This is a genomic window from Pseudoxanthomonas sp. G3 (genome assembly GCF_057654715.1).
In genome coordinates, this window is sequence record NZ_CM172805.1 from 3,698,123 (window position 1) to 3,724,437 (window position 26,315).

Sequence of the window (26,315 nt, forward strand, 5' to 3'; positions counted from 1 at the left end):
CGGCGCGGGGAATGGACACCACAAGGGCGCATGGCGCCCGCACGAATTGTCGGTTGGCGACAGCCGGCAATGGGGAGCATCGATCGAACACGCGACAGCGGTACGGGCTTGTGTCCCGTCCGGTGCGCGCGGCGCTGCCGTGGCGTATGCCGACGCGTGGGAGAAGGTGTTCCTCGAGCGGACGATAGCTCAGCTTGGGAGAGCAGCGGCGCATGCCGTTGGCCGCCGGTTCGAATCCGGTTCGTCCACCACTGGATAGCTCAGATGGGTAGAGCATCGGACATTAATCCGACGGTCGCGGGTTCGACTCCCGCTCCAACACCAGACTGTAAATCTGGAAACAGGGACGCAAGTCCCGCCCAGGGAACGCCCCGTGCGGCGTGTCGTCCTTCCGCGATGGAACGCAGAAGACGGCGTGGCGCAGCGGGGACGACGCCGGCACCGCGCCCTCGACGCGGAGGCGCGCAGCGTTCGACGCAGTCCACGGACCGCGCCCTCGTTGCGATGCTTCCGCCGACAGCGCCGGCCGCCCGCCTCGCCGCCGTGCAGGGGCGTTTCCACCTTCTTCCGCCGATCGCGAATCGCGATGGGCACCCTTCGTCGCGGGATTCGATCCACTGCGGCGATCCGTTGAATCCGGATCGAACCACCAGAGCCAACAAGGAGAACAACGCCATGTTCTGGACCAAGAGGGTCGTGATCGGTGACGGCGAGCGCGGCCTGGTGTATCGCAACCGTCGGTTCGAGCAACTGCTCGCGCCCGGCGTGTACCGCTGGTTCGACCCGATGGGTCGGATCGAGGTGCGCACCTTCAACATCGCCGCGCCGGAGTACGCCGGCCACGACGTCGACGCGCTGATCGCGCGCCTGGGCGAACGCCTGGGCGAGGCCTTCGTGCTCGCCGACATCGGGGTGGACCAGGTCGGCCTGGTACTGAAGAACGGCAAGCTGGAAGACGTGCTGCCGCCCGGCGCGCGGCGCTTGTACTGGGTCGGTCTGGTGAAGGTCGAGGTGCAGGCCGTGTCGCTCGCCACGCCGGACGTGGACGTCGCCGTCGCGCGGCGCCTGCGCCAGCTGGGCGCGTTGTCGAAGCTGGCGGTGGTGGCCGACGTGCCGGCGGAGTTCGCCGGCCTGGTCTTCATCGACGGCAAGCTCGAGCGCACGCTCGCGCCCGGCAGCTACGCCTTCTGGAACTTCCAGAAGAACGTCGTGGTGGATGTGGTCGACCTGCGCGTGCAGTCGATCGAGGTCTCGGGCCAGGAACTGCTGACTCGCGACAAGGTCAGCCTGCGCGTGAACCTGGCCGCCAGCACCCGCGTCACCGACGTGGTGGCCGCGCGGACCAAGGTCGCGAAGGTGGGCGACTTCGTCTACCGCGAACTGCAGTACGGCCTGCGCAACGCGGTCTCCGCCAAGACGCTGGACGAACTGCTGGGCGACAAGGCCTCGCTGGACGCCGACATCTTCGCGTACGTGCGCGGCCAGTTGACCGGTCTCGGCGTGGAGGTGCTGGGTGTCGGCGTGAAGGACGTGATCCTGCCGGGCGAGATGAAGGAGATCCTCAACGCGGTGGTGCAGGCGGAGAAGCAGGCGCAAGCCAACGTGATCCGCCGTCGCGAGGAGGCGAACGCCACGCGTTCCCTGCTCAACACCGCGAAGCTGATCGACGAGTCGCCGGTGCTGATGCGCCTGAAGGAGCTCGAGGCCCTGGAAAAGGTCACCGAGAAGATCGACAAGCTCACCGTGTTCGGTGGCCTGGAGGGCGTGCTGAAGCAATTGGTGACGTTGAGGTAGAACAGCCGGGGCGGTGGATGGAACCACCGCTTCCGGCTTCAATGGAATGATCACATGAGTACGCAAACACACTTCGAACTGCTGCACGCCGAGGGCAGCACCACGCCGATCAAGGGCTGGGTGCGCGGCGTGCCCCTGGACCAGGGCGCCCGCGAGCAGCTGCGGAACATCGCGGCCATCCCCTTCGTCGGCCCCTGGGTCGCGGTGATGCCCGACGTGCATCTGGGCAAGGGCGCCACCGTGGGTTCGGTCATCCCGACCCGCGGCGCCATCATCCCGGCCGCCGTCGGCGTGGATATCGGCTGCGGCATGGCCGCGGTGCGGACCACGCTGCGCGCGAAGGACTTGCCGGACAACCTGGCGCAACTGCGCTCGAGCATCGAGCGCAGCGTGCCGGTGGGCAACGGCCGCGGTGGCGAGCACTGGAAGCTGCCGGACAGCATCGCCACGCGCATCGCGAAGTCGGGGCTGGAACCGCGCCTGGAGGCGATCAAGCAGAAGCACCGCAGGATCCGTACCGACAAGCTGGACCGCCAGATCGGCACGCTGGGCGGCGGCAACCACTTCATCGAGATCTGCCTGGACGAGGCCGACGCGGTGTGGGTGATGCTGCACAGCGGTTCGCGCGGTACCGGCAACCTGATCGGCACGTACTTCATCGAGCGCGCACGCGAGCAGTTGGCGCACCGCGTGCTCGGCTTCCACCTGCCGGACAAGGACCTGGCCTTCTTCATGGAAGGCGAGCCCCTGTTCGACGATTACGTGGAAGCGGTGTCGTGGGCGCAGGACTACGCCCGCGAGAATCGTGAAGCGATGATGTCGCGTGTGCTGGCCGAAATGCGCCACCGCCTGCCGAAGTTCCAGTTGGAGAAGATGGCAGTCAACTGCCACCACAACTACGTGCAAAAGGAGGCGCACGACGGCGTGGACCTACTCGTGACCCGCAAGGGCGCGGTGAGCGCGCGTGCCGGCGAGCTGGGCATCATCCCCGGCAGCATGGGTGCGAAGAGCTTCATCGTGCGCGGCAAGGGGAACGCGGACAGCTTCCACAGCTGCAGCCACGGTGCCGGCCGCGTATTGAGCCGTACCGCCGCGCGCCAGCAGATCACGCTGTCGCAGCATCGCGAGGCCACGGCGCACGTCGAATGCCGCAAGGATGCCGGCGTGATCGACGAGTCACCGGCGGCCTACAAGGACATCGACGCCGTGATGGCCGCGCAGAGCGACCTGGTGGAAGTGCTCCACACGCTGCGCCAGGTGGTGTGCATCAAGGGGTGAGCTTCGGCTCGCCCCTTTTTTTCTGTGGGAGCGACGTAAGTCGCGATGAGGCATGACCGGTGGCCCATCGCGACTTACGTCGCTCCCACAAGCGCCGATGCCTCAGCCCTGCAGTTCGCGCAGCGTCACCGACGGCGGCGCGTCCAGCACCTTGCGCGTGGCAAACAGCCCCGCACCCAGCGCCGCGAGCATGCCCAGCCCGCCGCCGATGGCGGCCAGCTGCCAATTCGCCTTCCACGGCAGATCGAACACCTGGGTCGCGACCACGCCCGACAGTACCGACGCCGCGATTGCCGCGACCAGGCCGGCCAACAGGCCGATGGCGGCGAACTCCGAGGCCTGCGCCAGACGCAGTTGACGACGGCTGCCGCCGAGCACGCGCATCACGCCGCCTTCGAGCAGCCGTTCGTCCTGACTGGCGCTTACCGCCGCCATCAGCACCAACAGGCCGGCCGCCAGCGAGAACCAGAACACCACCTGCACCACTTGCGAGACCTGCTCGGCCGTGCCGCGCACCTGCTTCAGTACCGCCTCCACGTCGACCACCGAAAGGTTCGGGAACTGGCCTACGAGGTCGCGGGTGAACGCGGCATCGCCGGCCGGTACGCTCACCGCGGTGATGTAACTGGCGGAGTAGCCGTCCAGCGCACCAGGCGAAGCGATGACAAAGAAGTTGGGACGGAAGCTTTCCCAATCCACGCTGCGCAGGCTGGTGATGCGACCCTCGAAGCGCTGGCCGGCGATGTCGAACGCGACGCGGTCGCCGAGCTTCCAGCCGAGGTCTTCGGCGAAGCCTTCCTCCACCGACAGTTCCGGCGACGACGGCGTTCGGCCGGTCCAGAATTCGCCGGCGGTCACCTTGTTGTCATCGCGCAGCGTCGCGGCCATCGACAGGTTGAACTCGCGCTCGGCGCGACGCTGCGTGCGCTCATCCGCTTGCTCGTAAGCCGCGCCGCCGGTGGGCGTGCCGTTGAGCTCGACCAGCCGACCGCGGATCATCGGATACAGGTCCACCGCCGACAGGCCGCGCGCCTGCATGAAGGACTTCACCGGATCGACCTGGTCCGTCTGCACGTTGACGATGAAACGGTTGGGCGCATTGGCCGAGAGCGCCAGCTGCCAGCGGTCCAGCAGGTCGGTGCGCACGAAGGTCAGCAACAGCAGGGCCATCAAGCCCAGGCCGAGCGCCGACACCTGCGCGATCGACGTGCCGGCGCGCCGGCTGACGTTCGCCAGCCCGTAACGCAGGCTGCCACGCAGGCGCGAGCGCACGCGGCGCACGAGCAGGATCAGCAACCACGCCAGGCCGGCAAGGACCGCCAACGTGCCGATGATGCCGACCAGCATCGCGGTGCCGAGCGTCGGCGAACCCGCCTTCCACCACAGCAGCGCGCCGAGCCCGACGAAGCCGGTCAGCGCGACCAGCCAGGCGCTGGGCTCGGTCCGGTCCAGGTCACGACGCAATACACGCAACGCCGGAACACGCCGCAGCGCCAGCACCGGCGGCGCACCGAAGGCGAGCAACACGATCATGCCCACGCCATAACCCTGCAGGGCAGGCAGCAAGCCGGCCGGCGGAATGTCGATCTTCAACGATTGTTGCAGCCAGCTGCCGATGCCCCACTGCAGGCCGAATGCGATCAGCACGCCCACCGTGCAGGCGGCCAGCCCCAGCAATACCAGTTCGCCGACATGGATGCCCACCAGCGTCCGCTGCTGCGCACCGAGGCAGCGCATCACCGCGGTGCCGGAAAGATGGCGCTCGCTATGGCGGCGCGCCGCCATCGCTACGGCGACCGCCGCCAGCACCACCGACACGAGTGCGGCCAGGCCCAGGAAGCGGCTGGCGCGGTCCAGCGCGGAGCGCACTTCCGGGCGCGCGTCCTGGATGGTTTCCATCCGCTGGCCGCGGGCGAGCTGCGGTTTCGCCGCGGCGGTGAAAGCTTCGACCGCCGCCGCATCGCCCGCGACCACCAAGCGGTAGCGCAAGCGACTGCCTTCCTGCACGAGGCCGGTCGATGGCAGGTCAGCGAGGTTGAGAAAGACCTTCGGTGCGACATTGAAGTAGTCCAGCGCCGCGTCGGGCTCCTGCGTGACGAGCGCCACGAGTTTCAGTGTGCGCGTGCCGATGCCGATCTCGTCGCCGAGCTTGGCACCCAATGTCTCGGCACCCGCCTGGCTGATCCACACCGTACCCGGCGCAGGGACGCCGGTGGCGTTGCGCTCGGCACCGCCGGCCGCCTCGACCACGCGGAAACTGCCGCGCAAGGGGAAGCCTTCGCCCAGCGCGCGCAGATCACCGAGCGACAGCGACTCGCCGGCGCGGACCATGCTCTGCATGTCCTGCGTCTCGGTGACGCGCAGACCCGGCGCAGCGGCCAACGCTCGCACCGCATCGGTCGGCGGCGCATCGCCACGCACGACCACATCGCCGCCCAGCAGGCGATTCGCTTCGATGACCAGCGCGCGCTCCGCGCGATCGGTGACGAAACCCACCGATGTCACCGCCACCACGGCCAGCACCAGCGCGGCGAACAGGATGCGCACATCGCCCGCGACCAGGTCGCGACGCAACTGGCGCCAAGCCAGTGCGACGGTCTTCATGCGCTGTCGCCCTGCAGGCGACCGGCATCAAGCCGGAGCAAGCGATGGCAGCGTTCGGCCAGATGATCGTCGTGAGTGACCAGCACCAGTGTCGTGCCGGCGTCGGCGTTTAACGCGAACAGCAGTTCGATGATCGCCTGGCCGGTGTGCGTGTCGAGATTGCCGGTGGGTTCGTCGGCGAACAGCAGCGACGGCCGCGTCACGAACGCGCGCGCCAACGCCACGCGCTGTTGCTCGCCGCCGGACAGCTGCCGCGGGTAGTGGCCCAGGCGCTGGCCCAGGCCGACTTTCTCGAGGATCTGGCGTGCGGGTCCGTCCACATCGGTGTCGCCGCGCAACTCCAGCGGCAGCATGACGTTCTCCAGCGCCGTCAGCGAAGGCAGCAGCTGGAAACTCTGGAACACGAAGCCGACCTTTTCGCCGCGTACGCGCGCACGGCCGTCTTCGTCCATGTCGGAGATGCGTTCGCCATCCAGGGTAACGGTGCCGGCACTGGGAACGTCCAGCCCGGCCAACAGCGAGAGCAGCGTGCTCTTGCCGGAGCCCGACGCGCCGACGATCGCCACCGTGTCGCCGTGGCCGATGCGGAAGCCGATGTCGTCGAGTATCGTCAGCTCGCCGTCCGGCAGCGGCACGTGCTTGCCCAGCCCCTGCACGTCGAGGACGGCGCGTTCGGTGGTGCGGGCTTCAGTGTGCAGTCTGCTGGCGTCGGCCATGATCGTCTCGTCGGTCATTTCGTGAATCATCGGGAGCGCGGATTAAATGTTTCTTAATTCAAACAGGTATGGGGCTCACCGCGCACGCATGCAATGGGTCATGGGCCTGGCCCTGCTTCTGCTCGTCGCATTATTCGCACAACCCGTCGCAGCGCAGAACGCGCAGGCCGCACCGGCGAAGGGCGCGCGCACCCTCCTGGTGATGGGCGACTCGCTGTCCGCCGCCTACGGGCTGGCGCCGTCGCAAGGCTGGGTCGCCCTCACCGCCGATCGCGTGGGCAAGACCAAACCGGGCTGGCGGGTCGTCAACGCCAGCATCAGCGGGGAAACCACCGCCGGCGGCGCGGCGCGCATCGCCGCGGAACTGCAGCGTCACCGCCCTGCCGTGGTGGTGATTGCCCTCGGGGCGAACGACGGCCTGCGCGGCCTGCCCCTAGCCCAGACCCGCGCCAACCTGGCCAAGATGATCACCGCCGCGCAGGCCGCCAAGGCCAAGGTCCTGCTGGTCGGTATGCGCATGCCGCCCAACTACGGGCCGGACTACACCCGCGGCTTCGAGCAAAACTACACCGCGCTATCCCAGCAGTACGGCACGGCCCTGCTGCCGTTCCTGCTGGAGCCGATCGCCCTGGACCGCAGCGCCTACCAAGCCGACAACCTGCACCCCGTCGCACGCGCGCAACCCGCTTTGCGCGACCATGTGTGGAAGGCACTGGAGCCGCTGCTGCGCTAGTTCGCCATGTCTTCACGCACGCGCCGGCACGCTGGCGCGTGACTTCCTACCCACGCCCCGTGCGATGAATCCCTCCACACTGGGGCGCATGTACCAGCACCTTTCGGATGCAGCGAACGGCTACGGGCTGGCCACCCTCGTGAAGGCGCACTCGGGCCGCCGCGAAGCGCTGGTCGCTGTGCTGACCGACATCTCCCGACTCGTCCACCAGAGTCCAGGCTGCCTGGACTACACGATCAGCCGCGTGCCCGAGAACGGCGATGCGGTCTTCATCACCGAATATTGGAGCGGTCGCAACGAACACCGCGCCATGCTGGAACTGCCGGGCATGTTCGAGCTGCTGGACCGCTGCGCGGAACTGATCGACCGGTTCGAACAGACCGCCCTCGAACCGGTCGCCTGAAGATGTCTCCGGACTTCGTAGGAATTTTCCTACGCCAAACCGAGGCATCCGCCGAATGTGAAATCTGACACATTCACGCACAGTAGCCCTGCCGGTTCCCTGCCCGGCATTGCTGACTGGAGTTCCCCATGCCTCGCCTGCTCTTCACCATCGCCGCCGCGGCCAGCGGCTGGCAGCTCTACGAGGGCGAATACGGCCGCAACTGGTTCGACAACCTGGGCGACGCCCGCGAGAACGCGAAGCTGCTCGCCGCCACCCTGCACCAACACCACGGCATCCCGACCGCCGTGGTCATCGAGATGCCGAGCAACGAGGCCATCCTGCTCGCCCGGCACGGCTGACCCGGCTCAGGCGGCGATGCCCGACAGTTGCCGCAGTACTTGCTCGAACGTCTCGGGCGGCTGGCCGCCCTGCACCAGGTGGCGCTCGTTGAAGATCACCGACGGCACCGCCTGGATGCCGTGCTGCTGGTAGAAGCGCTCGCGCTCGCGGACCTCGGCGGCGAAGCGGCCCGTTTGCAGCACGTCGCGCGCCTCGGTCGCATCCAGTCCCGCTGCGCTGGCGATCGCGACCAGCGTGTCGCGATCCGACACATCACGGCCTTCCGCGTGGTACGCCTGCAACAGCGCGCGCTTGAGCGCATGCTGCTGCGTGGCACCTAATCCACCCGCCCAGTGCAGCAGGCGATGCGCATCGAAGGTGTTGTAGATCCGGTCGCGCTTCTGGAGGTCGAAGTGGAAGCCCAGCGCTTCGCCACGCCGACGCAGCGCCTCGCCATTCTGCGCCAGTTGCGCGGGCGACAGGCCGTATTTGCGGCCAAGGTGCTCGGCGATGGACTCGCCTTCCGGGGCCATGTCCGGGTTGAGTTCGAACGGCTGGAAGCGCACCTCGACCTGCAGGCCGTCGCCGACCGCGGCGATCGCACGTTCGAGCGACGCCAGGCCGATCGCGCACCACGGGCAGGCGACGTCGGATACGAAATCGATCTTCACAGGGTTGGACATACGGCAGACCTCATTCGGGCGCGGTGTTCTTGTACACGCGGCCTTGCTTCATCACGAAGCCGACGTTCTCCAGCACCGCCACGTCCTGCAGCGGGTCGCCCTCCACGGCGATCAGGTCCGCGTAGAAGCCCGGCTTCAGTACGCCGACCTCCTTCTCGATGCCGAAGAGGCGCGCATTGACCACCGTGGCCGAGCGGATCGCCTGCAGCGGCGTCATCCCGAACTGCACCATGCGCGAGAACTGGCGCGCGTTGAGGCCGTGCGGGTATACGCCGCCGTCGGTGCCGAAGCCCATGATCGCGCCCGCCTGGTGCGCCTTGCGGAAGTTCTCACGCTGGGTGGCGCCCACCCGGCGTTCCTTCTCCAGGGATTCGGGCAGGAAGCCGGCTTTCTCGCCTTCGCCGAGGATGTACTCGGTGTTGTAGATGTCCATCACCAGCACCGTGCCGTTCTTCTTCGCCAGCGCGATGCCTTCATCGTCGATGAAGCTGGCGTGCTCGATGGAGTCCACGCCGGCCAGCAACGCATTGCGGATGCCGGTGGCGCCGTGCGCATGCGAGGCGACCTTGCGGCCCAGCGCATGCGCTTCCTCGACTAGCGCCTTCAGTTCCTCCGGCGAGTACTGCGGCGCGCCGACCTCGGTGCCCTTGGACAGCACGCCACCGGTCGAGCAGGTCTTGATGAAGTCGGCGCCGAACTTGACGTTCTGCCGCACCTTTTGCCGCGCGGCCCACGGGCCGTCGGCCACGCCTTCGCCCACAGCCTTGTACTCCGCCGGCAAGAGATTGTTGTCGCTGCAGTGGCCACCGGTGATGCCGATAGACACGCCGCCGGCGAGGATGCGTGGGCCGTCCACTTCCCCGGCGGCGATCGCATCGCGCAACGCCACGTCGGCATAGCCCGGCGAACCGGGCACACGCACAGTGGTGAAGCCGGCCAGCAGCGTAGTGCGCGCGTTCTTCGCCCCCTTGATCGCGGCGGCCGGCAACGAGATGGCCAGGCGCCGGTAGCCCTGCAGGTCGGCGTCGCCGTGCAGGTGCACGTGCGCGTCCATCAGGCCAGGCATCACCGTCCTGTCCGACAGATCGTGCACCGTCGCACCGGCCGGCACCGGCGTGCTCGCTGTGGGCCCGACGGCGCTGATCCGCGCGTCTTCGATGACGATGGCCTGGTCGGTCAGCATGCGCCCGGATTCGACATCCAGCAGGCGCCCGGCTTTCACGTACGTGGTTGCCGCGAACGCAGGCGCGCAGGCGAGGGACAGGACGACGGCAAGAACGCGCAGACGCATCGGAACTCCGGACAGGAAAGGGGCTGCGCGACTCTAGCAGGCCGCAACCGGCGCTGTAGAGCCGAGCTTGCTCGGCTGCGTACACCCGCCGCAAGCACGACGATCGCAAAGCAACACAAAAAGCAGCGGAGCAAGCTCCGCTCTGCGGGGCATCAGACCGGCGTGGGATTGCGGTAGGCGAAGCCGGCCTGATGCCAGTACGGGTACGGCTTCGGTCGTTGGCTCGCCGCATCCAGTTTGGCGACCTGCTCGGCCGTCAGATTCCAGCCCACCGCGCCGAGGTTCTGCTTCAACTGCTCCTCATTGCGCGCGCCGATCACCACGGTGCTGACCGTCGGCCGCTGCAGCAACCAGTTCAGTGCCACCTGCGGGATCGACTTGCCGGTTTCCTGTGCGACCTCGTCCAGCGCATCGACGACGCCGTAGAGATAGTCGAGGTCCACCTGGGGACCCGCGTCCTGGGCGGTCTGCGACTGCAGGCGGCTGTTCTCGGGCAGCGGCTGGCCGCGGCGGATCTTGCCGGTGAGCCGGCCCCATCCCAGCGGGCTCCACACCACCGCACCCACGCCCTGGTCGGCGGCCAGCGGCATCAGCTCCCATTCGTAGTCGCGGCCGACCAGCGAGTAGTAGGCCTGGTGCGCCACATAGCGCGTCCAGCCGTGACGATCGGCGGCGGCCAGCGACTTCATGAGATGCCAGCCGGAGAAGTTCGATACGCCCAGGTAGCGGATCTTGCCCGCCTTCACCAAGGTGTCGAGCGTGGACAGCACTTCCTCCACCGGTGGGCGGGCATCGAAGCCATGCAGCTGGAACAGGTCGATGTAATCGGTGCCGAGCCGCTTCAGCGCCGCGTCGATGGCGTTGATGAGGTGGTGGCGCGAAGAGCCCACCTGGTTCTCGCCCTCGCCGAAGCGGAACGTGGCCTTGGTGGAGAGGATCAGCGAATCGCGCGGCCTGCCTTTGATCGCTTCACCGAGGATCTCCTCGGCCGCGCCCTTCGAATAGACGTCGGCGCTGTCGAACATGTTCAGACCCGCATCGAGGCAGACATCGACCAGGCGGCGCGCTCCGGCCACGTCGGTACTGCCCCATGCGCTGAACAACGCGCCCTGCCCGCCGAAGGTCCCGGTACCGAAGGAAAGGACGGGAACGCGGAAGCCTGACGCGCCGAGATAACGGTATTCCATGACGAGGGTCCTGAAGCGGGGGAGTGCGCCATTGCACTCCCCCGCCACCGCAACGGCAACCCCTCGCGATGGAACGCTTAGTTCGCGCTCGCCGCCGGCCGCACGATGACTTCGCTGACATCCACGTCGTCGGGCTGCTCCACCGCATAGGCGATGGCGCGCGCGATGGCCTCCGCGGGGATCGCCACCTGGCGGAAATCCTCGAGCCACGCCTTGATGCCGGCATCGCTCGTGGTTTCCGCCAGTTCGCTGGTGGTCACACCTGGCGACACCACGGTGACGCGCAGGGCGTCGTGCTCTTGCCGCAGGCCTTCTGAAATGGCGAGCACGGCATGCTTGGTGGCGCAGTACACCGCGGCGCTCGGCCACACGCGGTGGCCGGCCGTGGAGGCCACGTTGATGATCTGCCCGCCACCCTGCGCCTGCATCACCGGCAGTGCCGCGGCGATGCCGTGCAGCACGCCGCGGATGTTGACGTCGATCATCGCGTTCCATTCGTCGATCTTCAGCGCCGACAGCGGCGACAGCGGCATGACACCCGCGTTGTTGACGATGACGTCGAGCCGGCCGAACGCCGCCTGGGCGAACGCGACGAACGCCTGCACGTCGTCCAGGCGGGTGACATCCAGCGCCTGGAAGCGCGCGCTGCCGCCTGCCGCGGCGATGTCCGCCACCAGCCGCTCCAGGCGGTCGGTGCGGCGCGCGCCGAGGACGACATGGGCACCGCGGCGGGCGAGTTCACGGGCGGCGGCTTCGCCGATGCCGCTGCTGGCGCCCGTGATGGCGATGACTTTTCCTTGGATTCCGGACATGGGAGTACCTCGTGGGGAATGCGCGGCACGGGCTGTGCCGCAACGGGCCGCAGTCTCGGCCCGCCGGCCACGGCCTCGATATCCGGTTCCTCCGCGATCATTGCCTGATCCTGCTCGGCCGCCCGCAAGGCCATGCCATCCCCCGGAGCGCTGCGTAGACTCGGTCCCACCTCCCCGCATGCCGCAGCAAGCGCTCCCATGTCCGAGACCACCCCCGCCCATGAAGACCGCCTCCGCGAACTCGCGGATCTGATTGAACGATCCACCGGCGAAGACGGCCTGCATGCCACGGCGATCCCGGCCCTGCACTTCTCCCGCCTCAGCGCACCGATGCCACAGCCGATGCGCGGCGTGCAGGAGGCCGCCTTGTGCCTGATCGTCCAGGGGGCCAAACGCGCGATCCTCGCCGACGAGGTCTACGAGTACGACGCGAGTCGCTTCGTCGTCGCCTCGGTCGACCTGCCGGTCACCGGCCAGGTGACCCGCGCGTCCGCCGAGGCGCCCTACCTGTGCCTGGTGCTGAAGCTCTCGCCCTCCACCATCGCCACCCTGGTCACCGAAGCCGAATCCGCGCGCGCGCCCTTGCCGCCGCCGTCGCGTGGCCTGTGCCTGGCGCCCAGCAGCGTGGAGCTGCTGGATGCGGTGATCCGCCTGGTGAAGCTGCTCGATACGCCGCACGACATTCCGTTGCTGGCGCCGCTGGTGGAGCGCGAAATCCTCTATCGCGTGCTGTGCAGCCCGCAGGGCGCGATGCTGCGCCACATCGGTATCGCCGACAGCCAGGGCCAGCGCGTGGCCAAGGCGATCCATTGGTTGCGGCAGCACTATGCCCAGCCGCTGCGCATCGACCACATCGCGCGCGAGGTGCACATGAGCACCTCCGCGCTGCATCATCATTTCAAGGCGGTCACGGCGATGAGCCCGCTGCAGTACCAGAAGCAGCTCCGTCTGCAGGAAGCGCGCCGGCTGATGCTCAGCGAAGTGATGGACGCAGCCAGCGCCGGCCACCGCGTGGGCTACGAAAGCCCGTCGCAGTTCAGCCGCGAATACAGCCGCATGTTCGGCGCGCCGCCGGTCCGCGACGTCGAACGGCTACGCAGCCTCTGAGGCCCGTCGCCGCCCGCTGAACGCGTCGTAAGCCCCGGCCTCCGCCGCGTTGCCGGGGTTCGGCGCGCGGCGCACAATCGACGCGTCACATTCCCGAGGAACGGCCATGAAAGCCCCCGTCCTGCTGCTGACCGCCATCGTTGCGCTCGCCGCCGCTCTGCCCGCCCAGGCGCGACAGAAGAACGTCACCGATCCCGAGATCCCGCGCAGCCTTCCCACGGACGGAGGCGCCGTCAGCGTCCAGTGGACCGATCCGGCGCAGTTCAGCGAGATCAAGTTCAGCGGCAACCGCTGGGAATCCAAGCGCGGCACCTGGGTCACCGACCTGGCCAAGTACCTGCGCGATGAAGCCGGCCAACGGCTGGCGCGCGGCCAGACCTTGGACGTCACCATCACCGACATCGACCGCGCCGGCCGCTACGAGCCCATCGTGCGCAACGGCATGGAGGACATCCGCATCGTCAAGGACATCTATCCGCCGCGGATGACGCTGAGTTTCGTGGTGAAGGGCGCGGACGGCCAAGTGGTCGCTGAAGGCGAGCGCAAGCTGGTCGACCACGGTTTCCTGATGGGTCCCAACCTCACCAACACCGACACCCTGCGCTACGAGAAGCGCATGATCGACGACTGGCTGCGCCGCGAGTTCAAGGGCGATGCCGCGCTGACTGCGCGCTGAGGCGCACGCTCAGGGCGCTGGCGCCGTCTCGCGCGGGGCCGGCTCGTGCGGATACACCGCCGAAACCGAACACTGCACGCGGATCCCCGGCCGCGACCAGCGTCGTTCGTCGCCCGGGATCAAAGCATCCGCGTTGCCCGAGTCGAAGAGGCTGTTGCCGCCGCTGTCCTGCGCGACCACGCGGTCGCCGGGGTTGCCGCAGATGAGGCCGATGCCCACACCGGAGCGGAAGGTGATGGCCGGCGCCGAATCCAGATCCGGACACCCTTGCGCGAGTTCGACGCGGTAGTAGCGATGCCCGCCCGAGCGGCGCGGCGAGAGTTCGACCAGCATGCCCCGGGTGTCTTCCGACCAGGCGCGCAGGTAACGCGGATTGAAGCAGAAGCTCGACGAACCGGCGAAGCCGCGGCGCCGCGGCGCGCGCACCTCCACGGTGTCCAGCGTGGTCACGCCATCGTCGGCGCCCTGCGAGGCGCGCGCGAGCGCCGCGTACTCGCGCGCGTCGATCGTCGCGATGCCGGCGATGGCACAGGTGGCATCGCCGATGCGCACGTATTCCCGCCCGGTGCCGCAGACCCAGCCCTCGCGCGCCAGCAGCACCGCTTCCGCTTGGCTGGCGCCCGGACAGCCGGCCGACAGATCAAGGCGGAAGCGCTGGCCATCGCGACCCTGCACCGCGAGCAGGGCGGGCGAAACCTGGCGCACTTCGTCCATCTGCCGGGCATCCAGACAGCCGGGGGCCGGCGCGACGCGCGGTGTGGGGGCGGGGGTCTGGGCGTGCACTGCCGTCAGCGGCAGGACCAGCGCGAAGAAGGCCAGTGTCGATCGCATCCGTGCTTCTCTCCTCGGGAACGCGCCGATGGTAAACCAGGCTTGCGGCACGCGTGCTCAGGCACCATATCGTCCACATCCTTTCCGCGGAGCATGCCCATGACGGCCTTCGACCTCACCCCGCCCACTGAAGCACAGCGCACGGCCCTGGTGGCCGACCTCAGCGACGACGAGCGCCGGGTGCTGCTGCAGCACGGCACGGAGGCCCCGTTCTGCGGCGTCTTCCTGGACAACAAGCAGGAGGGTGTCTACACCTGCCGCCTGTGCGGGCTGCCGCTGTTCCGCTCCAGCGCCAAGTTCGATTCGGGTACCGGCTGGCCGAGCTTTTTCCAACCGGTGGACGAGGCGCACATCGGGCGCATCCGCGACACCAGCTACGGCATGATCCGCACCGAGATCGTCTGCGCCCGCTGCCAGAGCCACCTGGGCCATGTATTCCCGGACGGCCCGCCGCCGACCGGCGAACGGCACTGCCTGAACTCGGTCTCGCTTGCCTTCACGCCACAGGGGGCCGCCCTGCCCGACCCGCTGCACCGCGGCGGCGCGGAGTCGCAACCGGCCGGATGACGCCAGCCGCGTGTCATAAGACGGGCACATGACGGCGGTAGCCTGACCGTCACTCGATCGTCGCCCGGCTGTCATACATGGCCGCATTCCCCGACCCGCACGCGCCCCTGCCGACGTTCTCCGGACTGCCGGGCGCGCTCTGGCTCTACCGGTTCGAGGGCGAAGGCCGTGCCCACGCGCTCGATGCCGCGTCCACCGTTGTGGATGCGCTGGGCGCGTCCGCTGGGGCCTGGTACTGGTTGCATCTGGATCTCAGCGACGTGCGCAGCGCGCAGGTGGTGGCGTGCCTGCCGATCCCCGACGATGCGCGCGATACGCTGCTGTCGCCGGACTCGCACGTGAACCTGCAACGCGAAGACGCCGCGGCCTACGGCGTCTTCGTCGACTGGACGCACCAGCGCGGCGTCGACCTCGCGGCTGAAGGCCAGTTGCGGGGCGACGACGGCATCGGCTGGCTGCACTTCGCGATGACCGAACGCCTTCTGGTCACCGCACGCCGCCAGGCCCTGCGCTCGGTGGAGGCCGCGCGCCGTGCGGTGATCGCCGGCGCGCAGGCCGATGCGCCGGTCCGTCTGCTGGAGTTGGTGGCCGGCCGCTTCGCCGATACGGTGGAACGCAGCAGCGATGGCTTGTCGACACGGCTGGATCGTATTGAAGACCGCGTGCTCGCGGACAGCATCGGCGAAGAGCGTCGCGACTTGGCCCAGCTGCGCCACCAGACGGTGCGCCTGCATCGGCCGCTCACCGCGATGCGGCGCGTGTTGAAGCCGTTCGAGCAGCGCCATGCGGGCGATGCCGACGACGACCTGCTGGACGCCATCGCACGCCTCAACCAGCGCTTCGACGACCTCGATAGTGATGTCGGCACGCTGCAGGAACGCGCGCGCCTGCTGCAGGACGAAGTCGCCGCCAAGCTCGCCGAGCGCACCAACCGGCATCTCTACGTGTTGTCGATGATCACCGCGCTGCTGCTGCCGCCCAGCCTGGTCGCCGGCCTGTTCGGCATGAACCTGCCTGGGCTGCCGTTCGCGCACAGCACCCACGGACTGGCGTTCGCGCTCCTGCTGGGCGTGGCCTCGAGCGTGCTGGTCTACGGGCTGTTGCGGCGCATGGGTGTGGCGCGTTCGACCTGAGCCTCGCGCGCAGCCGCGCTATCCTAGCGGCCTGATGACGCTCGCCCTCCGCACCGCCACCCGTTACGTCACCCCGCTGCGCGAAGGCGGCTCCATGCCCGCCGTGGTCGAAGCCGACGACGAAGGCCTTTACGTATTGAAGTTCCGTGGTGCCGGCCAAGGCCCGAAGGCGCTGGTGGCGGAAGTGATCGCCGGTGGGCTGGCGAAGGCGTTGTCGTTGCCGATGCCCGACCTGGCGCTGATGGAACTCGATGCCGATCTTGCGCGCACCGAAGGCGACCCGGAGATCCAGGACCTGATCAAGGCCAGCGCCGGTACCAACCTGGCGATGGACTACCTGCCCGGCGCGGTGAACTTCGACCCGGTCGCCGAACAGCCCGATGCGGCGCTGGCCTCGCGCATCGTCTGGTTCGATGCGTTCATCAGCAACGTCGACCGCACCGCGCGCAACACCAACTTGCTGATGTGGCACCGCAGGCTATACCTGATCGACCACGGCGCGGCGCTGTACTTCCACCACGGTTGGGACGGCGATCTGGCGGGCGCGGGCAAACCGTTCCCGTTGATCCGCGACCACGTGCTGCTGCGCTGGGCCTCGCGCCTTGAAGAGGTCGACGCCGACATGGCGGCCAGGCTGACGGAGCCCACGATCAGCGCGATCGTCGGCGACGTGCCCGATGCCTGGCTGGAAGGACCGGACCGCTTCGGCGATGCCGCCACCCAGCGCGCGGCCTACATCGCGTACCTCGTGCAGCGCCTCGCGCAGCGCCAGGCGTTCGTGCAGGAGGCGATCCGTGCACGCGCATGACACCTACGACTATGCGGTGATCCGCGTGGTGCCGCGCGTGGAGCGGGAGGAATTCGTCAACGTCGGCGTCATCCTGTCGTGCGAACGCGCGGGCTTCCTGGAAGCACGGATCGAATTGGACGAGGCGCGCCTGCGCCTGCTCGACCCCACGCTGGACATCGAATCGCTGCGCCGCCACCTGGAGACCATCCCGGCGATCTGCCGCGGCGGCGAAGCGGCGGCGCCGATCGGGTTGTTGCCGCCGCGCGCGCGCTTCCACTGGCTCACCGCCAAGCGCAGTTCGATCATCCAGACCTCGCCGGTGCACATGGGCCGCTGCGGCGACCTGCCGGCCACGCTCGAACACCTGATGGACCGCATGGTGCGGCCACCGAAGGCCACCGTGCCGCGATGAGCGTCTACGTGGACGATGCGGTCACGCTGTGGCGCGGTCAGCGCTGGGCCCACATGATGGCCGACACGCTGGACGAGCTGCATGCGATGGCCGCGCGGCTGGGCATGCCGCGGCGCGCCTTCCAGGACAAGCGCAGCGGCGCGCATTACGACCTGACCGAAGAATTGCGCGAGGACGCCCTGCGGTTCGGTGCCATCGCTATCTCGCGCCATCGCGACCGCGACCAGGTCCGCGCGATCATCCGCATCGCCAGATCGCAATGGAGCGGATACGCGGCAGAACCCTGATGCCGCAGAGCCGAGCGTGCTCGGCTCCTTGGTCTTTCAATCTCCGGTGGTGGAGCGGAGAGCAGCGGAGCGAGCTCCGCTCTACGGGAACTCAGAGTTGCTGGGCCTTGCCGCTGCGGATGGCGTCATCGACCAGGCGGTCGACGTCGCGCTGGGCCTGGGCGGCGGCGGCTTCCTGCCGGCGTGCGAGCGCCTCCTGCTGCCGTGCCAACGGTTCCTGCTGACGGGCCAGGGCATCCTGCTGCTTGGCCAGGACATCCTGTTCGCGCGCCAGCGCATCCATCCTGCGGTCGAGTTCCTGCTCGCGGGTCTCGCTGCCGTCCCTCGCGGCGGCGGACCGCTCCGTGGCGAGGGTGGCCATCTTCATGCCGAGCTCGCCCTGCTTCACGCCCAGCGCGCCCTGACGCTCGCCCAATGCGCCCTGCTGTTCGCCCAGTCTGCCCTGCTGGGCACCGAGGGCTTGCATCGGTGCGTGCGCGGCCCTGAGTCGCTCCATCGTGGGCAGGTCACGCACGATGTACTGCTTGCCATCCTCGCGCAGCCACAACACCGGCGACTTGCCCTGCTGCAGGGTACGGGCGATCCGGATGTCGTCGCTGTGCCCCGCCATCGTCACCTCGTCGTCGTAGATCAGCACATAGGCATCGCCGTTGCGGTCGCCCCCGATGCTCCATGTGCCGCGCATGGGGGGCGGGGCGGGAGGGGCCGGGGCCGGCGGCGGCGACACGCTCGGCGGCGCAGGGGGCGCGGGCGGCGCGGGCATGTCGTGCGCGCTTGCGACCACGGTGGCTCGCGGGGCCGCCACCGGCGTCGGCGCGACGCCGGATTCGGACGCCGGACGCGCGGCGGGCGTGGGGGCGGGCGCAGGAGCGGCGATGGGCGCGATGGGCGCGATGGGCGCGGGCGGTACGACCGGTGCGCTGCGGGCGATCACGCGGTACGGCACCGCGCCCAGCAGCACGATGCCGAGGGTCAGGGTCAGGGCCAGCGCGCTGGTGCGCAACGGCGATGCGGTGTGCTGGAGCATGAGCAGTCTCCTTTTCAGGATGCGGAATGTGGGGGAGGCGCCGGCCAACGCCGGCGACGGTGCGGTGGATACGCCCAGCTTCACCAGCAGGCGGCCGTAGTCGTGGGGTGCGTGGCGCTCATCGGCCAGCACGGCGGCGTCGCACGCGACTTCGCGGGCCAGGCCGTACTCGCGCGCGGCCAGATGGGCGACGGGATGGAAGAAGAACAGGTGCTGCGCGAGCGCCGGCATCCACGCCCACCACAGGTCGCGACGCTGCAGATGCGCGAGCTCGTGCCGCAGCGCCATGCGCAGGTCGTCGCCGCCCATCCGCGCCAGACCGGCGGCGGGGAGCAGCAGCACGGGGCGCCAAAGCCCGGCCAGCATCGGCGAGTCGATCTCGTCGCTGACGCGCAGTGCCGGCAACCTGTCGAGGCCGAGATGGCGACCGAGTGCGGCGTACTCCGCCGTCGCGCGGGGATCGGCGCAGGGTGTCGCGCGCGCCAGCTGTCTGCGCAGGCGAATCCACTGTCGCACGGTGTTGAGCAGCATGACCGTCACGCCGGCGAGCCATGCGGCCAACAGCCAGACCGGCCAGCCGAATTGCAGTCCGGCGTCCTGGGCAACCGGGGGAAGCGCGGGGGTCGCCGCCGAGGCGACGGACGCGGTCGCCGCCGCGACATCGACCGTCATCGGAACCGCCTGCACCGCGACGGACGCGGAAGGCGCAGCGGGCAACAGCGGCAATCCGACCGGCGCATGCCAGAACAGGCCCACCACCATCTGCGTGGCGACCAGCCACCACAGCCAGGCCCGCGTGCGCGCATCGAGGCGCGGCAGGAAACGGCACAGCGCCCAGACCAGCGCCGCAAGCACGAGGGCCTGCCCACCCACGGCGAGCAGGCGCGACAGGATCAGGTCGGCGACGGCATCCAGGCCCATCTCAGCCCTCCTTACGCTTGGACTGCAGGTTGGCGACCAGCGCTTCCAGCTCGGCGAGCTCGTCGTCACTGACCTCGGAGCGTTGCGACATCCACGCCACGAACGGCGACAGCGAGCCCTGCAGGGTCTTCTCGACGAAGCTGCCCACCGCGCTGCGCATCACATCGTCGTGCTGGGCCACCGGGGCGTAGCGGTAGACGCCCTCCACCTGCCGCCGCCTCAGGTAGGCCTTGGCGCGCAGCCGCTCCATCATCGTCAGCACGGTGGAACGGGCCAGACCGCGCGCCTCGCCGAACGCCGCGGCGACTTCGCCGACGCTGGCCTCGCCGTGTTCGGACAGGTGTTGCAGCAGCGCCAGCTCCTGGTCGCCAATGGACTTGCGGGCCTTGCCGGGCATGGGATCGCCTCATGACTACAGTTGTCGTCAACATGCCCGTGACGACAATTGTAGTCAACCCTGCCGAAGGTCATTCCCCGGGACCGGCCGACGAACGGTCGGGGCTCAAGAAACGGCCCGCCGAGCCGATCCTTGGGTGACCCCACCCTGCGCCCGCGTCGCCATGCTCATCATCGTCGGCTTCATCATCGTCACCCTGAGCGTGATCGGCGGCTACCTGGGCTCGCACGGCAAGCTCGGCGCCCTGTGGCAGCCGTTCGAGCTGGTCATCATCGGTGGCGCGGCCCTGGGCGCGTTCATGGCCAGCAACCCGACCAAGGTGGTCAAGGGCACGATTTCGGCGACGCTGTCCGTGTTCAAGGGCGCGAAGTACAAGTCGTCCGACTACCTCGACGTGCTCACGCTGATCCACGAAATGCTCAACAAGGCGCGCCGCGATGGCTTCATGTCGCTGGAAGAGCACATCGAGAACCCGACCAACAGCCCGCTGTTCCAGAAGTACCCCAAGATCCTCGCCGACCACCACCTGCTCGATTTCCTCACCGAGTGCCTGCGTCTGATGGTGGGCAGCAACATCGAACCGCACGAACTGGAACCATTGCTCGAGCTGGAACTGGAGAAGCACCACCACGAAGCGATGGCGCCGGCGCATGCGCTGCAGAAAGTGTCCGACGGCCTGCCGGGCTTCGGCATCGTGGCGGCCGTGCTCGGCATCATCGTGACCATGGGCTCGATCGGCGGCGATATCGCCGCGGTCGGCGCGCACGTCGCCGCCGCGCTGGTCGGCACCTTCCTCGGCATCCTGCTGGCCTACGGCTTCGTCTCGCCGCTGGCGGCCGCCATCGAAGCGCAAGTGGAACAGGACAGCCGCATGTACGAATCGGTGAAAACCGCCCTGCTGGCCTGCCTGCGCGGCTACAACCCGGCGGTGGCGCTGGAGTTCGCCCGCAAGACGCTGCCCTCCGACGTGCGCCCGCCGTTCGCGGAATTCGAGGCACACCTGAAGGCCAACAAGTGAGCCACGGCGATGAGCGAGCAGCGCCCCACCATCATCGTCCGCCGGGTCAAGAAGGTCGCCGGCGGCGGCCATCATGGCGGCTCGTGGAAGGTCGCCTACGCGGACTTCGTGACCGCGATGATGGCGTTCTTCCTGGTGATGTGGCTGATGGGCGCCACCACCAACAAGGAGCGCGCGGCGATCTCGGAATATTTCCGCAATCCCAGCCCGCTGAGCGGCAAGAGTTTCTCGCCGGCGCCCGGTCCTGCAGGTCCGGGCGGCGCGAGCACGTCGATGATCAAGCTCGGCGGCACCATGGACGTGCCGAAAGGCGACAGCAACGACCCGTTCACCAAGCCTCCCGGCGACGGGAATGAAGTATCCGAGGAACAGCAGAAGGCGCAGGAGAAGCAGCGCCTCGAGACGCTGATGCAGGCGCTGCAGGAAGCCATCGGCAAGAGCCAGGCGCTGGAGCCGTTCAAGGACCAGCTGCTGCTCGACCTCACGCCGGAAGGGCTGCGCATCCAGATCGTCGATCAGCAGAACCGGCCGATGTTCGACCTCGGTGGCACGGTGCTGAAGCCCTACACGCAGGCGATCCTGGCCGAGCTGGCCGGCTTCATCAACCAGGTGCCCAACCACATCAGCATCACCGGCCACACGGACACCACGCAATACGCCGCCAGCCGCGATTACACCAACTGGGAACTGAGTGCCGGGCGCGCCAACGCCGCGCGTCGTGCGCTGGTGGCCGGCGGCATGCACGAGGACAAGGTCTCGCGCGTGGTGGGGCTTTCCTCGTCGGTGCTGTTCGACAAGCAGAACCCGCAGAACCCCATCAATCGCCGCATCAGTATCGTGGTGATGACCAAAGCCGCCGAGGAAGCCATGCAGGGCGAAGGCCGGCCACTCGCCCCCGGCGCCCCCAAGCCGGATGCCGACACCGCCATGCCCGACGCGCCGGTGCAGGCGACCGCGGCGCTGGGGCAGGCCACGGCACGGGACACCGCGGCCCCCTGAGGCCTGCCCGCTATAGAGCAGGACCCTTGAGTTCGATCGTGTTGCCGTCCGGATCGTCGAAGTAGAGCGACGGCCCGTCGCCTTCCGCGCCGAAGTTGTTCTCCGCTGGCGCGGGCGCCAGGCCGAAGCGCGCAAGATGGGTGCGCAGTGCCGCTTCGTCGAAGGGCGCGATGCGCAGGCAGAGATGATCGAGGTTCCGCCCTTCGCGACCGGCCGCGGCGCCACCGCGCGCACCCAGCGTGCCGTCGACGGCGACCAGATCGATCATGGAGGCGCCGGCGCGCAGATGCGCCAGCCCGAGATGCTCGCGCTGCCGTACCACTTCGCAGCCCAGCACGTCGCCGTAAAACGCGATGCTGCGGGACAGGTCGCGCACGCGAAGCACGAGGTGGTCGATACGCTGCACATGGAAAGGGTGTGTCATCGGTGGCGCTCCCGGTCTTTCCCCTGCGACGCGCGACGAGCGCCCGGATCGACACCCGGTCGCCGTCATGTGGGCGCCGTATCCCCGGGGGACGGACGCGACGCCAGCGAGCGCAGCAGGTCCTCGGACAGCGAACGCAGGTGGACGTCCTGCTGCGGGAACGGGATGACGATGCCCGCCGCGTCGAGCGCCGCGTGCAGCCGCGTCATCAGGTCGCTGCGGACGGCAGACCAGTCGTCGTAGCGACGGCTCCAGGCGCGGATGGCGAAGTCCAGCGAACTGGCGCCGAAGCCGGTGAACAGCACAGCGGGGGCGGGGTCGTCGGCGATGCCGGGCGTGGCACGCGTGGTCTCCTGCAGCAGCTGCATCACCCGCGTCACGTCGGATCCGTAGGCCACGCCGAGGTCCACGTCGATGCGGCGGTTCTGGTCCACCAGCGTCCAGTTGGTCACCTTCTCCGACAGCAGCATGCCGTTGGGCACCACCACGTCGGCGCCTTCGAAGGTACGCACCGTCGTGGCGCGCATGCCGATGGCGCGCACGCGCCCGGTCGTGCCGCTGATGTCCACCGCATCGCCTGGCTTCACGGGGCGCTCGAACATCAGGATCAGGCCAGAGACGAAGTTCTTCACCACATCCTGCAGCCCCAGCCCGATACCCACGCCGAGCGCACCGAACATGAAGGTCAACTGCCCGATCTTGAAGCCTGCCGCCGACAGCGCCGCCAGCAGGCCGACCAGCAGCAACACGTAGTAACTCAGCGACGCGACGCTGTTGTCCACCCCGCGCGGCAGCGACATGCGCGGCAACACCTCTTCGCGCAGCAGCGCGCGCAGCGTGCGCGCCACCCAGACCGCCAGCACGACGCCGATGCAGAACACCAGGACGTGGCCCAGGCTGATCGACAACTCGCCGTATTCGAACCGGTGCGTGATGATCGCCTTCGTCACGTCGTACACGGGCCGGAAGACGCGGAAGCGCGTCATGGTGTAGACGGTCCATCCGATCACCGCCGCCACCCGCGCCCATCGTGCGAGCGTATCGAGCAGGTTGCCGGCATGGCGCCGCATCAGCCACAGTCGCCGCACTTCCGGACGTGCGCCCAGCCGCCGCAGCAGAGCCTCCAGCACCGTGACCGCCGCGTACAGCACCAGGGCGAAGTACCCGCTCTCGATGATGCCGGCGGTCAGCATCTCGGCCAGCGACACGTTGCCCAGCATGTTGGCCACGATCGAGACCAGCAACAGCGCGACGGCGACCCAGGCGAGGCCGTGCACCACGCGACCGGCAGTGCCGGTCGCGCCGGCGAAACGCTCGCCGCGCGAGCGCCACAGCAACCAGCCGGTCGACACCAGTGCCAGCGAGGCGAGCGCGAGGTAGTACAGGCGGTAGAGGTAGTCGCTGGCCACCAGCAGCACGGCCAAGTGCTGCAGCAGGTAGAACGCGGTCGCGAGGTAGGGCCACGGGCCCAGCAGGCGGCGCCCGTGTTGCGGCATCAGGCGCAGCACCGGCACCAGCGCCAACAGCATCGCGAGCTGGTGCAGGAATATCGGCGCATTCGGTTCGAACACCAGTACGCCGATCATCGACAACAGCACCCACGTGGAGAACGGGCGCCGGATCACCCGTGTCTCGGCATCGGTCGCCACGGGCACGGCGGGATCGAGGCTGCGCCGGCGGTGCCGCCACGCCACCCACAGCAGGAACGGCAGCAGGAGCAGCTGCAACACGTGCAGCAGACGCTGGTTGCCGACGTCGGCCGACGTGTACTGGACCACGAAACTGTTTTCCGACTTGACCTCGCGATTCAAGCTGGCGGCCACGTCCCGTCGCAGCGTGCCGGTATCCCTCACCTGCCACAGCGGCGGCGCATCCATCCGGAAAAGCCGCCGGTCCGTATAGGCGATCGCGTCCTCCACGGCCTGCTGGCCCGCCTGGATGCGCGCGGCGAGCAGATTGGCACGCCGCCCCAGGCCGATCTGCTCCGCCAGCGGCGACGACAGCGCCTGTTCGGCCTGCTGCAGGCGGGCGGCGACTGCCTCCACGCGCGAACGCAAGGCAGCCGGCGTGCTGTCGGCCGCCATGCCCTGCCGGGTCAGCTCCCACTCGGCGCGGCGCAGCGCGATCTGGGCGGCATCCTGTGCGTAGGGCGCGATCAGCCCCTGCATGTCGACGCGCCAGCGCGCGTACTGGCGCGCGTCGAACTTCCAGTGGCGCTCCATGCTCTCCAAGCGCATCACGGGAAGGTTACGCAGTTCACCATAGGCGAACAGGCCGCTCTTCTTCGCTACCGACTGCTCGATGGCGGCCAGCCGCGGCACCAGCCGGCCCAGCGGATCCGCGCGTCCTGCGCGCAACGAGACTTCTTCCGCGTAACGTTCATCCGCATCGGCGCGGGCGGGGATGTCGGCCAGCGCAATGGCTTCCGGCGCCTTCGGCCTCGCCGGGGACAGCAAGGTCGTCGCGTCCTGCGCGTGTGCAACGAGCGCGGCGAAGGGCAGCAGGCAGGCGAGCAGGACCGGCAGCACACGCATGGGGTTGAACCTCGATGCCACGGGATGCGCCGAGTCTAGCGCGAGCCCGTTAGGGCGGATGCCTCAGAACGCGTCGCTGCCCGGCCGGATCTCCACGCCCATCACCGCGGCCAGCTGCTGCATGCCCTCGTCGTCGCGGCGCAGCGCCATCCAGCCGGCGTAGGCGTCGCTGCCGGTGTTCCAGTTCCACAGGGTGTAGCCGTGCTCGCGCAGCCGGTCGTACGCGGTCGCCATCAATACCGGCACCTCGGCCGCGTCCATGAAATCCTCATCGCTGGTATCGCCGCCCCAGTCGATCTCGATGGCGTAGCGCGCGGCCAACTGGTTGACGCAATCGATGAAGGACGCTGCGTCCTTCCAATCCACGTAGAACCCGGACGTCCAGTCGATCGCATCCTTCACCGCCCACAGCACTTGGTCCGGCTCGGCACCGGCCTCGCCGGTGGCGTCGCGATACGCCGCGAACTGGCGCAACGCGGTTTCCTCGTCGCCGGGGTTGATGAGGACCAGCAGATTCCATACCAGCGCTTCGGTGTCGTCCAGGTCCATGTCGTCTTCGTCGTCGAAGGCATGGCGGAAGTTGTCGTCGGGGTCGAATTCGTGGTCGGGCAGGTGCATGGCGGCTCCAGCGAAGGCGCATGTCGAGGCTGGCTGAATATTAAGGCCATGTGATGCATCCGGGCAGATGCACGCCGCGTAAGCGCGCACGCAACCGCAACGCTCCACCCACCCCTTAGGAGATTTCGATGAACCGCACATTCCTGTCCGTCGCGCTGCTGTCGGTGTTCGCCGCGGCCGCCTGTTCCCCCAAGACTGCCGATGCCGAAGCCGGCGCGGCACCTGCGCCCGTTCCGGAAGCCGCGGATCCAGCGCCTGCGGCCGCCGAGCCTGCCGTGGCGAAGGACATCGTGGATACCGCCATCGGTTCGCCCGACCACACCACGCTGGTGAGCGCGGTGCAGGCAGCCGGCTTGGTCGACACGCTGAAGGGTGCAGGCCCGTTCACGGTGTTCGCGCCGACCAACGCGGCCTTCAGTGCGCTGCCGGCAGGCACGGTGGATACGCTGTTGAAGCCGGAAAGCAAGGGCGACCTCACCGCCGTGCTGACGTACCACGTCGTTGCCGGCAATGTCGACGCGGCCACGCTTGCCTCGCAGATCGAAGCCGGCGGCGGCACGGCCACGCTGAAGACCGTGCAGGGCGGCGAACTGAAAGCCAGCCTCGCCGACGGTGGCGTGACCCTCACCGACGCGAAGGGCAACGTTGCGAAGGTCACGACGGCCGACTTGAAGGCCAGCAATGGCGTGATCCATGTGGTCGACAAGGTGCTGATGCCGTAATTCCTCGACGGCAGCACACGCCCGGGCGGT

General features: G+C 68.6%; 26 protein-coding genes, 1 tRNA gene and 1 pseudogene. 16 read left to right on the forward strand and 12 right to left on the reverse strand.

Annotated elements, in window-relative coordinates; all coding sequences use genetic code 11:
- Positions 1–179: 179 nt before the first annotated feature.
- The 3 genes from AC23D6_RS17780 to AC23D6_RS17790 all read left to right on the forward strand — a co-directional run bounded on the left by AC23D6_RS17780 (position 180) and on the right by AC23D6_RS17790 (position 3,072).
- Positions 180–251, forward strand: a tRNA-OTHER gene (locus AC23D6_RS17780).
- A 424-nt stretch (positions 252–675) separates the two neighbouring features.
- A complete protein-coding gene (locus AC23D6_RS17785) occupies positions 676–1,794 on the forward strand; it encodes a slipin family protein (protein ID WP_487750533.1) in 1,119 nt (372 codons plus the stop codon).
- Positions 1,795–1,848: 54 nt separating this feature from the next.
- Complete coding sequence (locus AC23D6_RS17790) at positions 1,849–3,072, forward strand: RtcB family protein (RefSeq protein WP_487750534.1); 1,224 nt, start codon at positions 1,849–1,851, stop codon at positions 3,070–3,072.
- 102 nt (positions 3,073–3,174) lie between these two features.
- On the opposite strand, the gene AC23D6_RS17795 is transcribed toward AC23D6_RS17790, so the two are convergent.
- Both AC23D6_RS17795 and AC23D6_RS17800 read right to left on the reverse strand, forming a co-directional pair.
- Positions 3,175–5,676 (reverse strand): ABC transporter permease, encoded by a 2,502-nt coding sequence (locus AC23D6_RS17795; protein WP_487750535.1) that lies wholly within the window; start codon positions 5,674–5,676, stop codon positions 3,175–3,177.
- A complete protein-coding gene (locus AC23D6_RS17800) occupies positions 5,673–6,410 on the reverse strand; it encodes an ABC transporter ATP-binding protein (RefSeq protein ID WP_487750536.1) in 738 nt (245 codons plus the stop codon). The genes AC23D6_RS17795 and AC23D6_RS17800 overlap by 4 nt, the downstream gene beginning before the upstream one ends.
- A gap of 70 nt (positions 6,411–6,480) precedes the next feature.
- On the opposite strand from AC23D6_RS17800, the gene AC23D6_RS17805 reads away from it, so the two are divergent.
- The 3 genes from AC23D6_RS17805 (at position 6,481) to AC23D6_RS17815 (ending at position 7,869) form a co-directional block, all read left to right on the forward strand.
- The gene (locus tag AC23D6_RS17805; RefSeq protein ID WP_487750537.1) at positions 6,481–7,125 is read left to right on the forward strand and encodes an arylesterase; all 645 of its coding nucleotides are present in this window, start codon (positions 6,481–6,483) and stop codon (positions 7,123–7,125) included.
- 88 nt (positions 7,126–7,213) lie between these two features.
- Positions 7,214–7,528, forward strand: coding sequence for a putative quinol monooxygenase (locus tag AC23D6_RS17810; RefSeq protein ID WP_487750538.1), 315 nt, complete (start codon positions 7,214–7,216; stop codon positions 7,526–7,528).
- Between the two features lie 128 nt (positions 7,529–7,656).
- Entirely contained in the window at positions 7,657–7,869 is a 213-nt protein-coding gene (locus AC23D6_RS17815) for a hypothetical protein (protein ID WP_487750539.1), read from the forward strand.
- Positions 7,870–7,875: 6 nt separating this feature from the next.
- On the opposite strand, the gene AC23D6_RS17820 is transcribed toward AC23D6_RS17815, so the two are convergent.
- The 4 genes from AC23D6_RS17820 to AC23D6_RS17835 all read right to left on the reverse strand — a co-directional run bounded on the left by AC23D6_RS17820 (position 7,876) and on the right by AC23D6_RS17835 (position 11,822).
- Positions 7,876–8,532 (reverse strand): DsbA family oxidoreductase, encoded by a 657-nt coding sequence (locus tag AC23D6_RS17820; protein WP_487750540.1) that lies wholly within the window; start codon positions 8,530–8,532, stop codon positions 7,876–7,878.
- 10 nt (positions 8,533–8,542) lie between these two features.
- Positions 8,543–9,823, reverse strand: coding sequence for a Xaa-Pro dipeptidase (locus AC23D6_RS17825; RefSeq protein ID WP_487750541.1), 1,281 nt, complete (start codon positions 9,821–9,823; stop codon positions 8,543–8,545).
- A 152-nt stretch (positions 9,824–9,975) separates the two neighbouring features.
- Positions 9,976–11,010 carry an aldo/keto reductase gene (locus AC23D6_RS17830; protein WP_487750542.1) on the reverse strand — a complete coding sequence of 345 codons (1,035 nt, stop codon included), beginning with the start codon at positions 11,008–11,010 and terminating at the stop codon, positions 9,976–9,978.
- 77 nt (positions 11,011–11,087) lie between these two features.
- Positions 11,088–11,822, reverse strand: a complete 735-nt coding sequence (locus tag AC23D6_RS17835) for an SDR family oxidoreductase (RefSeq protein ID WP_487750543.1) — start codon at positions 11,820–11,822, stop codon at positions 11,088–11,090.
- 198 nt (positions 11,823–12,020) lie between these two features.
- On the opposite strand from AC23D6_RS17835, the gene AC23D6_RS17840 reads away from it, so the two are divergent.
- Together AC23D6_RS17840 and AC23D6_RS17845 are read left to right on the forward strand one after the other, a co-directional pair.
- A complete protein-coding gene (locus AC23D6_RS17840) occupies positions 12,021–12,929 on the forward strand; it encodes an AraC family transcriptional regulator (protein WP_487750544.1) in 909 nt (302 codons plus the stop codon).
- Positions 12,930–13,035: 106 nt separating this feature from the next.
- On the forward strand, positions 13,036–13,605 hold the full coding sequence (locus tag AC23D6_RS17845) for a DUF3016 domain-containing protein (protein WP_487750545.1): 570 nt from the start codon (positions 13,036–13,038) through the stop codon (positions 13,603–13,605).
- 9 nt (positions 13,606–13,614) lie between these two features.
- On the opposite strand, the gene AC23D6_RS17850 is transcribed toward AC23D6_RS17845, so the two are convergent.
- Positions 13,615–14,436: a DUF6491 family protein gene (locus tag AC23D6_RS17850; RefSeq protein ID WP_487750546.1), complete on the reverse strand. Its 822-nt coding sequence runs from the start codon at positions 14,434–14,436 to the stop codon at positions 13,615–13,617.
- A 99-nt stretch (positions 14,437–14,535) separates the two neighbouring features.
- Here AC23D6_RS17850 and msrB point away from each other — a divergent pair, with 99 nt between their 5' ends.
- The 5 genes from msrB to AC23D6_RS17875 all read left to right on the forward strand — a co-directional run bounded on the left by msrB (position 14,536) and on the right by AC23D6_RS17875 (position 17,625).
- Positions 14,536–15,003, forward strand: a complete 468-nt coding sequence (gene msrB / locus AC23D6_RS17855; RefSeq protein ID WP_487750547.1) for a peptide-methionine (R)-S-oxide reductase MsrB — start codon at positions 14,536–14,538, stop codon at positions 15,001–15,003.
- Between the two features lie 77 nt (positions 15,004–15,080).
- Entirely contained in the window at positions 15,081–16,136 is a 1,056-nt protein-coding gene (locus tag AC23D6_RS17860) for a CorA family divalent cation transporter (RefSeq protein WP_487750548.1), read from the forward strand.
- 34 nt (positions 16,137–16,170) lie between these two features.
- Positions 16,171–16,944, forward strand: coding sequence for a HipA family kinase (locus AC23D6_RS17865; RefSeq protein ID WP_487750549.1), 774 nt, complete (start codon positions 16,171–16,173; stop codon positions 16,942–16,944).
- Complete coding sequence (locus AC23D6_RS17870; RefSeq protein WP_487750550.1) at positions 16,931–17,338, forward strand: DUF3037 domain-containing protein; 408 nt, start codon at positions 16,931–16,933, stop codon at positions 17,336–17,338. Before AC23D6_RS17865 ends, AC23D6_RS17870 begins: the two co-directional genes overlap by 14 nt.
- Positions 17,335–17,625, forward strand: a complete 291-nt coding sequence (locus AC23D6_RS17875; RefSeq protein ID WP_487750551.1) for a DUF4031 domain-containing protein — start codon at positions 17,335–17,337, stop codon at positions 17,623–17,625. The genes AC23D6_RS17870 and AC23D6_RS17875 overlap by 4 nt, the downstream gene beginning before the upstream one ends.
- A gap of 91 nt (positions 17,626–17,716) precedes the next feature.
- Here the strand turns inward: AC23D6_RS17875 and AC23D6_RS17880 are convergent, their stop codons facing one another.
- Positions 17,717–19,573, reverse strand: a complete 1,857-nt coding sequence (locus AC23D6_RS17880; protein WP_487750552.1) for a M56 family metallopeptidase — start codon at positions 19,571–19,573, stop codon at positions 17,717–17,719.
- 1 nt (position 19,574) lies between these two features.
- Complete coding sequence (locus AC23D6_RS17885) at positions 19,575–19,970, reverse strand: BlaI/MecI/CopY family transcriptional regulator (protein ID WP_487750553.1); 396 nt, start codon at positions 19,968–19,970, stop codon at positions 19,575–19,577.
- A 163-nt stretch (positions 19,971–20,133) separates the two neighbouring features.
- Between AC23D6_RS17885 and motA the strand changes: the two genes are divergently transcribed.
- Positions 20,134–20,988 carry a flagellar motor stator protein MotA gene (motA, locus tag AC23D6_RS17890; RefSeq protein ID WP_487752673.1) on the forward strand — a complete coding sequence of 285 codons (855 nt, stop codon included), beginning with the start codon at positions 20,134–20,136 and terminating at the stop codon, positions 20,986–20,988.
- A 9-nt stretch (positions 20,989–20,997) separates the two neighbouring features.
- Positions 20,998–21,963, forward strand: a pseudogene (gene motB, locus AC23D6_RS17895) (flagellar motor protein MotB); the annotation flags it as partial.
- Between the two features lie 34 nt (positions 21,964–21,997).
- Here motB and AC23D6_RS17900 read toward each other — a convergent pair.
- The 3 genes from AC23D6_RS17900 to AC23D6_RS17910 form a co-directional block, all read right to left on the reverse strand.
- Positions 21,998–22,411: a VOC family protein gene (locus AC23D6_RS17900; protein ID WP_487750554.1), complete on the reverse strand. Its 414-nt coding sequence runs from the start codon at positions 22,409–22,411 to the stop codon at positions 21,998–22,000.
- 65 nt (positions 22,412–22,476) lie between these two features.
- On the reverse strand, positions 22,477–24,945 hold the full coding sequence (locus AC23D6_RS17905) for a mechanosensitive ion channel family protein (protein ID WP_487750555.1): 2,469 nt from the start codon (positions 24,943–24,945) through the stop codon (positions 22,477–22,479).
- Positions 24,946–25,008: 63 nt separating this feature from the next.
- Positions 25,009–25,557 (reverse strand): DUF6630 family protein, encoded by a 549-nt coding sequence (locus tag AC23D6_RS17910; protein WP_487752674.1) that lies wholly within the window; start codon positions 25,555–25,557, stop codon positions 25,009–25,011.
- 134 nt (positions 25,558–25,691) lie between these two features.
- Between AC23D6_RS17910 and AC23D6_RS17915 the strand changes: the two genes are divergently transcribed.
- A complete protein-coding gene (locus AC23D6_RS17915) occupies positions 25,692–26,285 on the forward strand; it encodes a fasciclin domain-containing protein (protein ID WP_487750556.1) in 594 nt (197 codons plus the stop codon).
- Positions 26,286–26,315: the final 30 nt, after the last annotated feature.

Coding starts and splice junctions, on each gene's coding strand:
- AC23D6_RS17850 (WP_487750546.1), bottom strand. CDS start 14,436: ATGCGATCGACACTGGCCTTCTTCGCGCTGGTCCTGCCGCTGACGGCA.
- AC23D6_RS17825 (WP_487750541.1), bottom strand. CDS start 9,823: ATGCGTCTGCGCGTTCTTGCCGTCGTCCTGTCCCTCGCCTGCGCGCCT.
- AC23D6_RS17915 (WP_487750556.1), top strand. CDS start 25,692: ATGAACCGCACATTCCTGTCCGTCGCGCTGCTGTCGGTGTTCGCCGCG.
- AC23D6_RS17905 (WP_487750555.1), bottom strand. CDS start 24,945: ATGCGTGTGCTGCCGGTCCTGCTCGCCTGCCTGCTGCCCTTCGCCGCG.
- AC23D6_RS17885 (WP_487750553.1), bottom strand. CDS start 19,970: ATGCCCGGCAAGGCCCGCAAGTCCATTGGCGACCAGGAGCTGGCGCTG.
- AC23D6_RS17865 (WP_487750549.1), top strand. CDS start 16,171: ATGACGCTCGCCCTCCGCACCGCCACCCGTTACGTCACCCCGCTGCGC.
- AC23D6_RS17845 (WP_487750545.1), top strand. CDS start 13,036: ATGAAAGCCCCCGTCCTGCTGCTGACCGCCATCGTTGCGCTCGCCGCC.
- AC23D6_RS17815 (WP_487750539.1), top strand. CDS start 7,657: ATGCCTCGCCTGCTCTTCACCATCGCCGCCGCGGCCAGCGGCTGGCAG.
- AC23D6_RS17860 (WP_487750548.1), top strand. CDS start 15,081: ATGGCCGCATTCCCCGACCCGCACGCGCCCCTGCCGACGTTCTCCGGA.
- AC23D6_RS17880 (WP_487750552.1), bottom strand. CDS start 19,573: ATGGGCCTGGATGCCGTCGCCGACCTGATCCTGTCGCGCCTGCTCGCC.
- AC23D6_RS17840 (WP_487750544.1), top strand. CDS start 12,021: ATGTCCGAGACCACCCCCGCCCATGAAGACCGCCTCCGCGAACTCGCG.
- AC23D6_RS17835 (WP_487750543.1), bottom strand. CDS start 11,822: ATGTCCGGAATCCAAGGAAAAGTCATCGCCATCACGGGCGCCAGCAGC.
- AC23D6_RS17800 (WP_487750536.1), bottom strand. CDS start 6,410: ATGACCGACGAGACGATCATGGCCGACGCCAGCAGACTGCACACTGAA.
- AC23D6_RS17790 (WP_487750534.1), top strand. CDS start 1,849: ATGAGTACGCAAACACACTTCGAACTGCTGCACGCCGAGGGCAGCACC.
- AC23D6_RS17830 (WP_487750542.1), bottom strand. CDS start 11,010: ATGGAATACCGTTATCTCGGCGCGTCAGGCTTCCGCGTTCCCGTCCTT.
- AC23D6_RS17805 (WP_487750537.1), top strand. CDS start 6,481: ATGCAATGGGTCATGGGCCTGGCCCTGCTTCTGCTCGTCGCATTATTC.
- motA (WP_487752673.1), top strand. CDS start 20,134: ATGCTCATCATCGTCGGCTTCATCATCGTCACCCTGAGCGTGATCGGC.
- msrB (WP_487750547.1), top strand. CDS start 14,536: ATGACGGCCTTCGACCTCACCCCGCCCACTGAAGCACAGCGCACGGCC.
- AC23D6_RS17900 (WP_487750554.1), bottom strand. CDS start 22,411: ATGACACACCCTTTCCATGTGCAGCGTATCGACCACCTCGTGCTTCGC.
- AC23D6_RS17875 (WP_487750551.1), top strand. CDS start 17,335: ATGAGCGTCTACGTGGACGATGCGGTCACGCTGTGGCGCGGTCAGCGC.
- AC23D6_RS17820 (WP_487750540.1), bottom strand. CDS start 8,532: ATGTCCAACCCTGTGAAGATCGATTTCGTATCCGACGTCGCCTGCCCG.
- AC23D6_RS17785 (WP_487750533.1), top strand. CDS start 676: ATGTTCTGGACCAAGAGGGTCGTGATCGGTGACGGCGAGCGCGGCCTG.
- AC23D6_RS17795 (WP_487750535.1), bottom strand. CDS start 5,676: ATGAAGACCGTCGCACTGGCTTGGCGCCAGTTGCGTCGCGACCTGGTC.
- AC23D6_RS17810 (WP_487750538.1), top strand. CDS start 7,214: ATGTACCAGCACCTTTCGGATGCAGCGAACGGCTACGGGCTGGCCACC.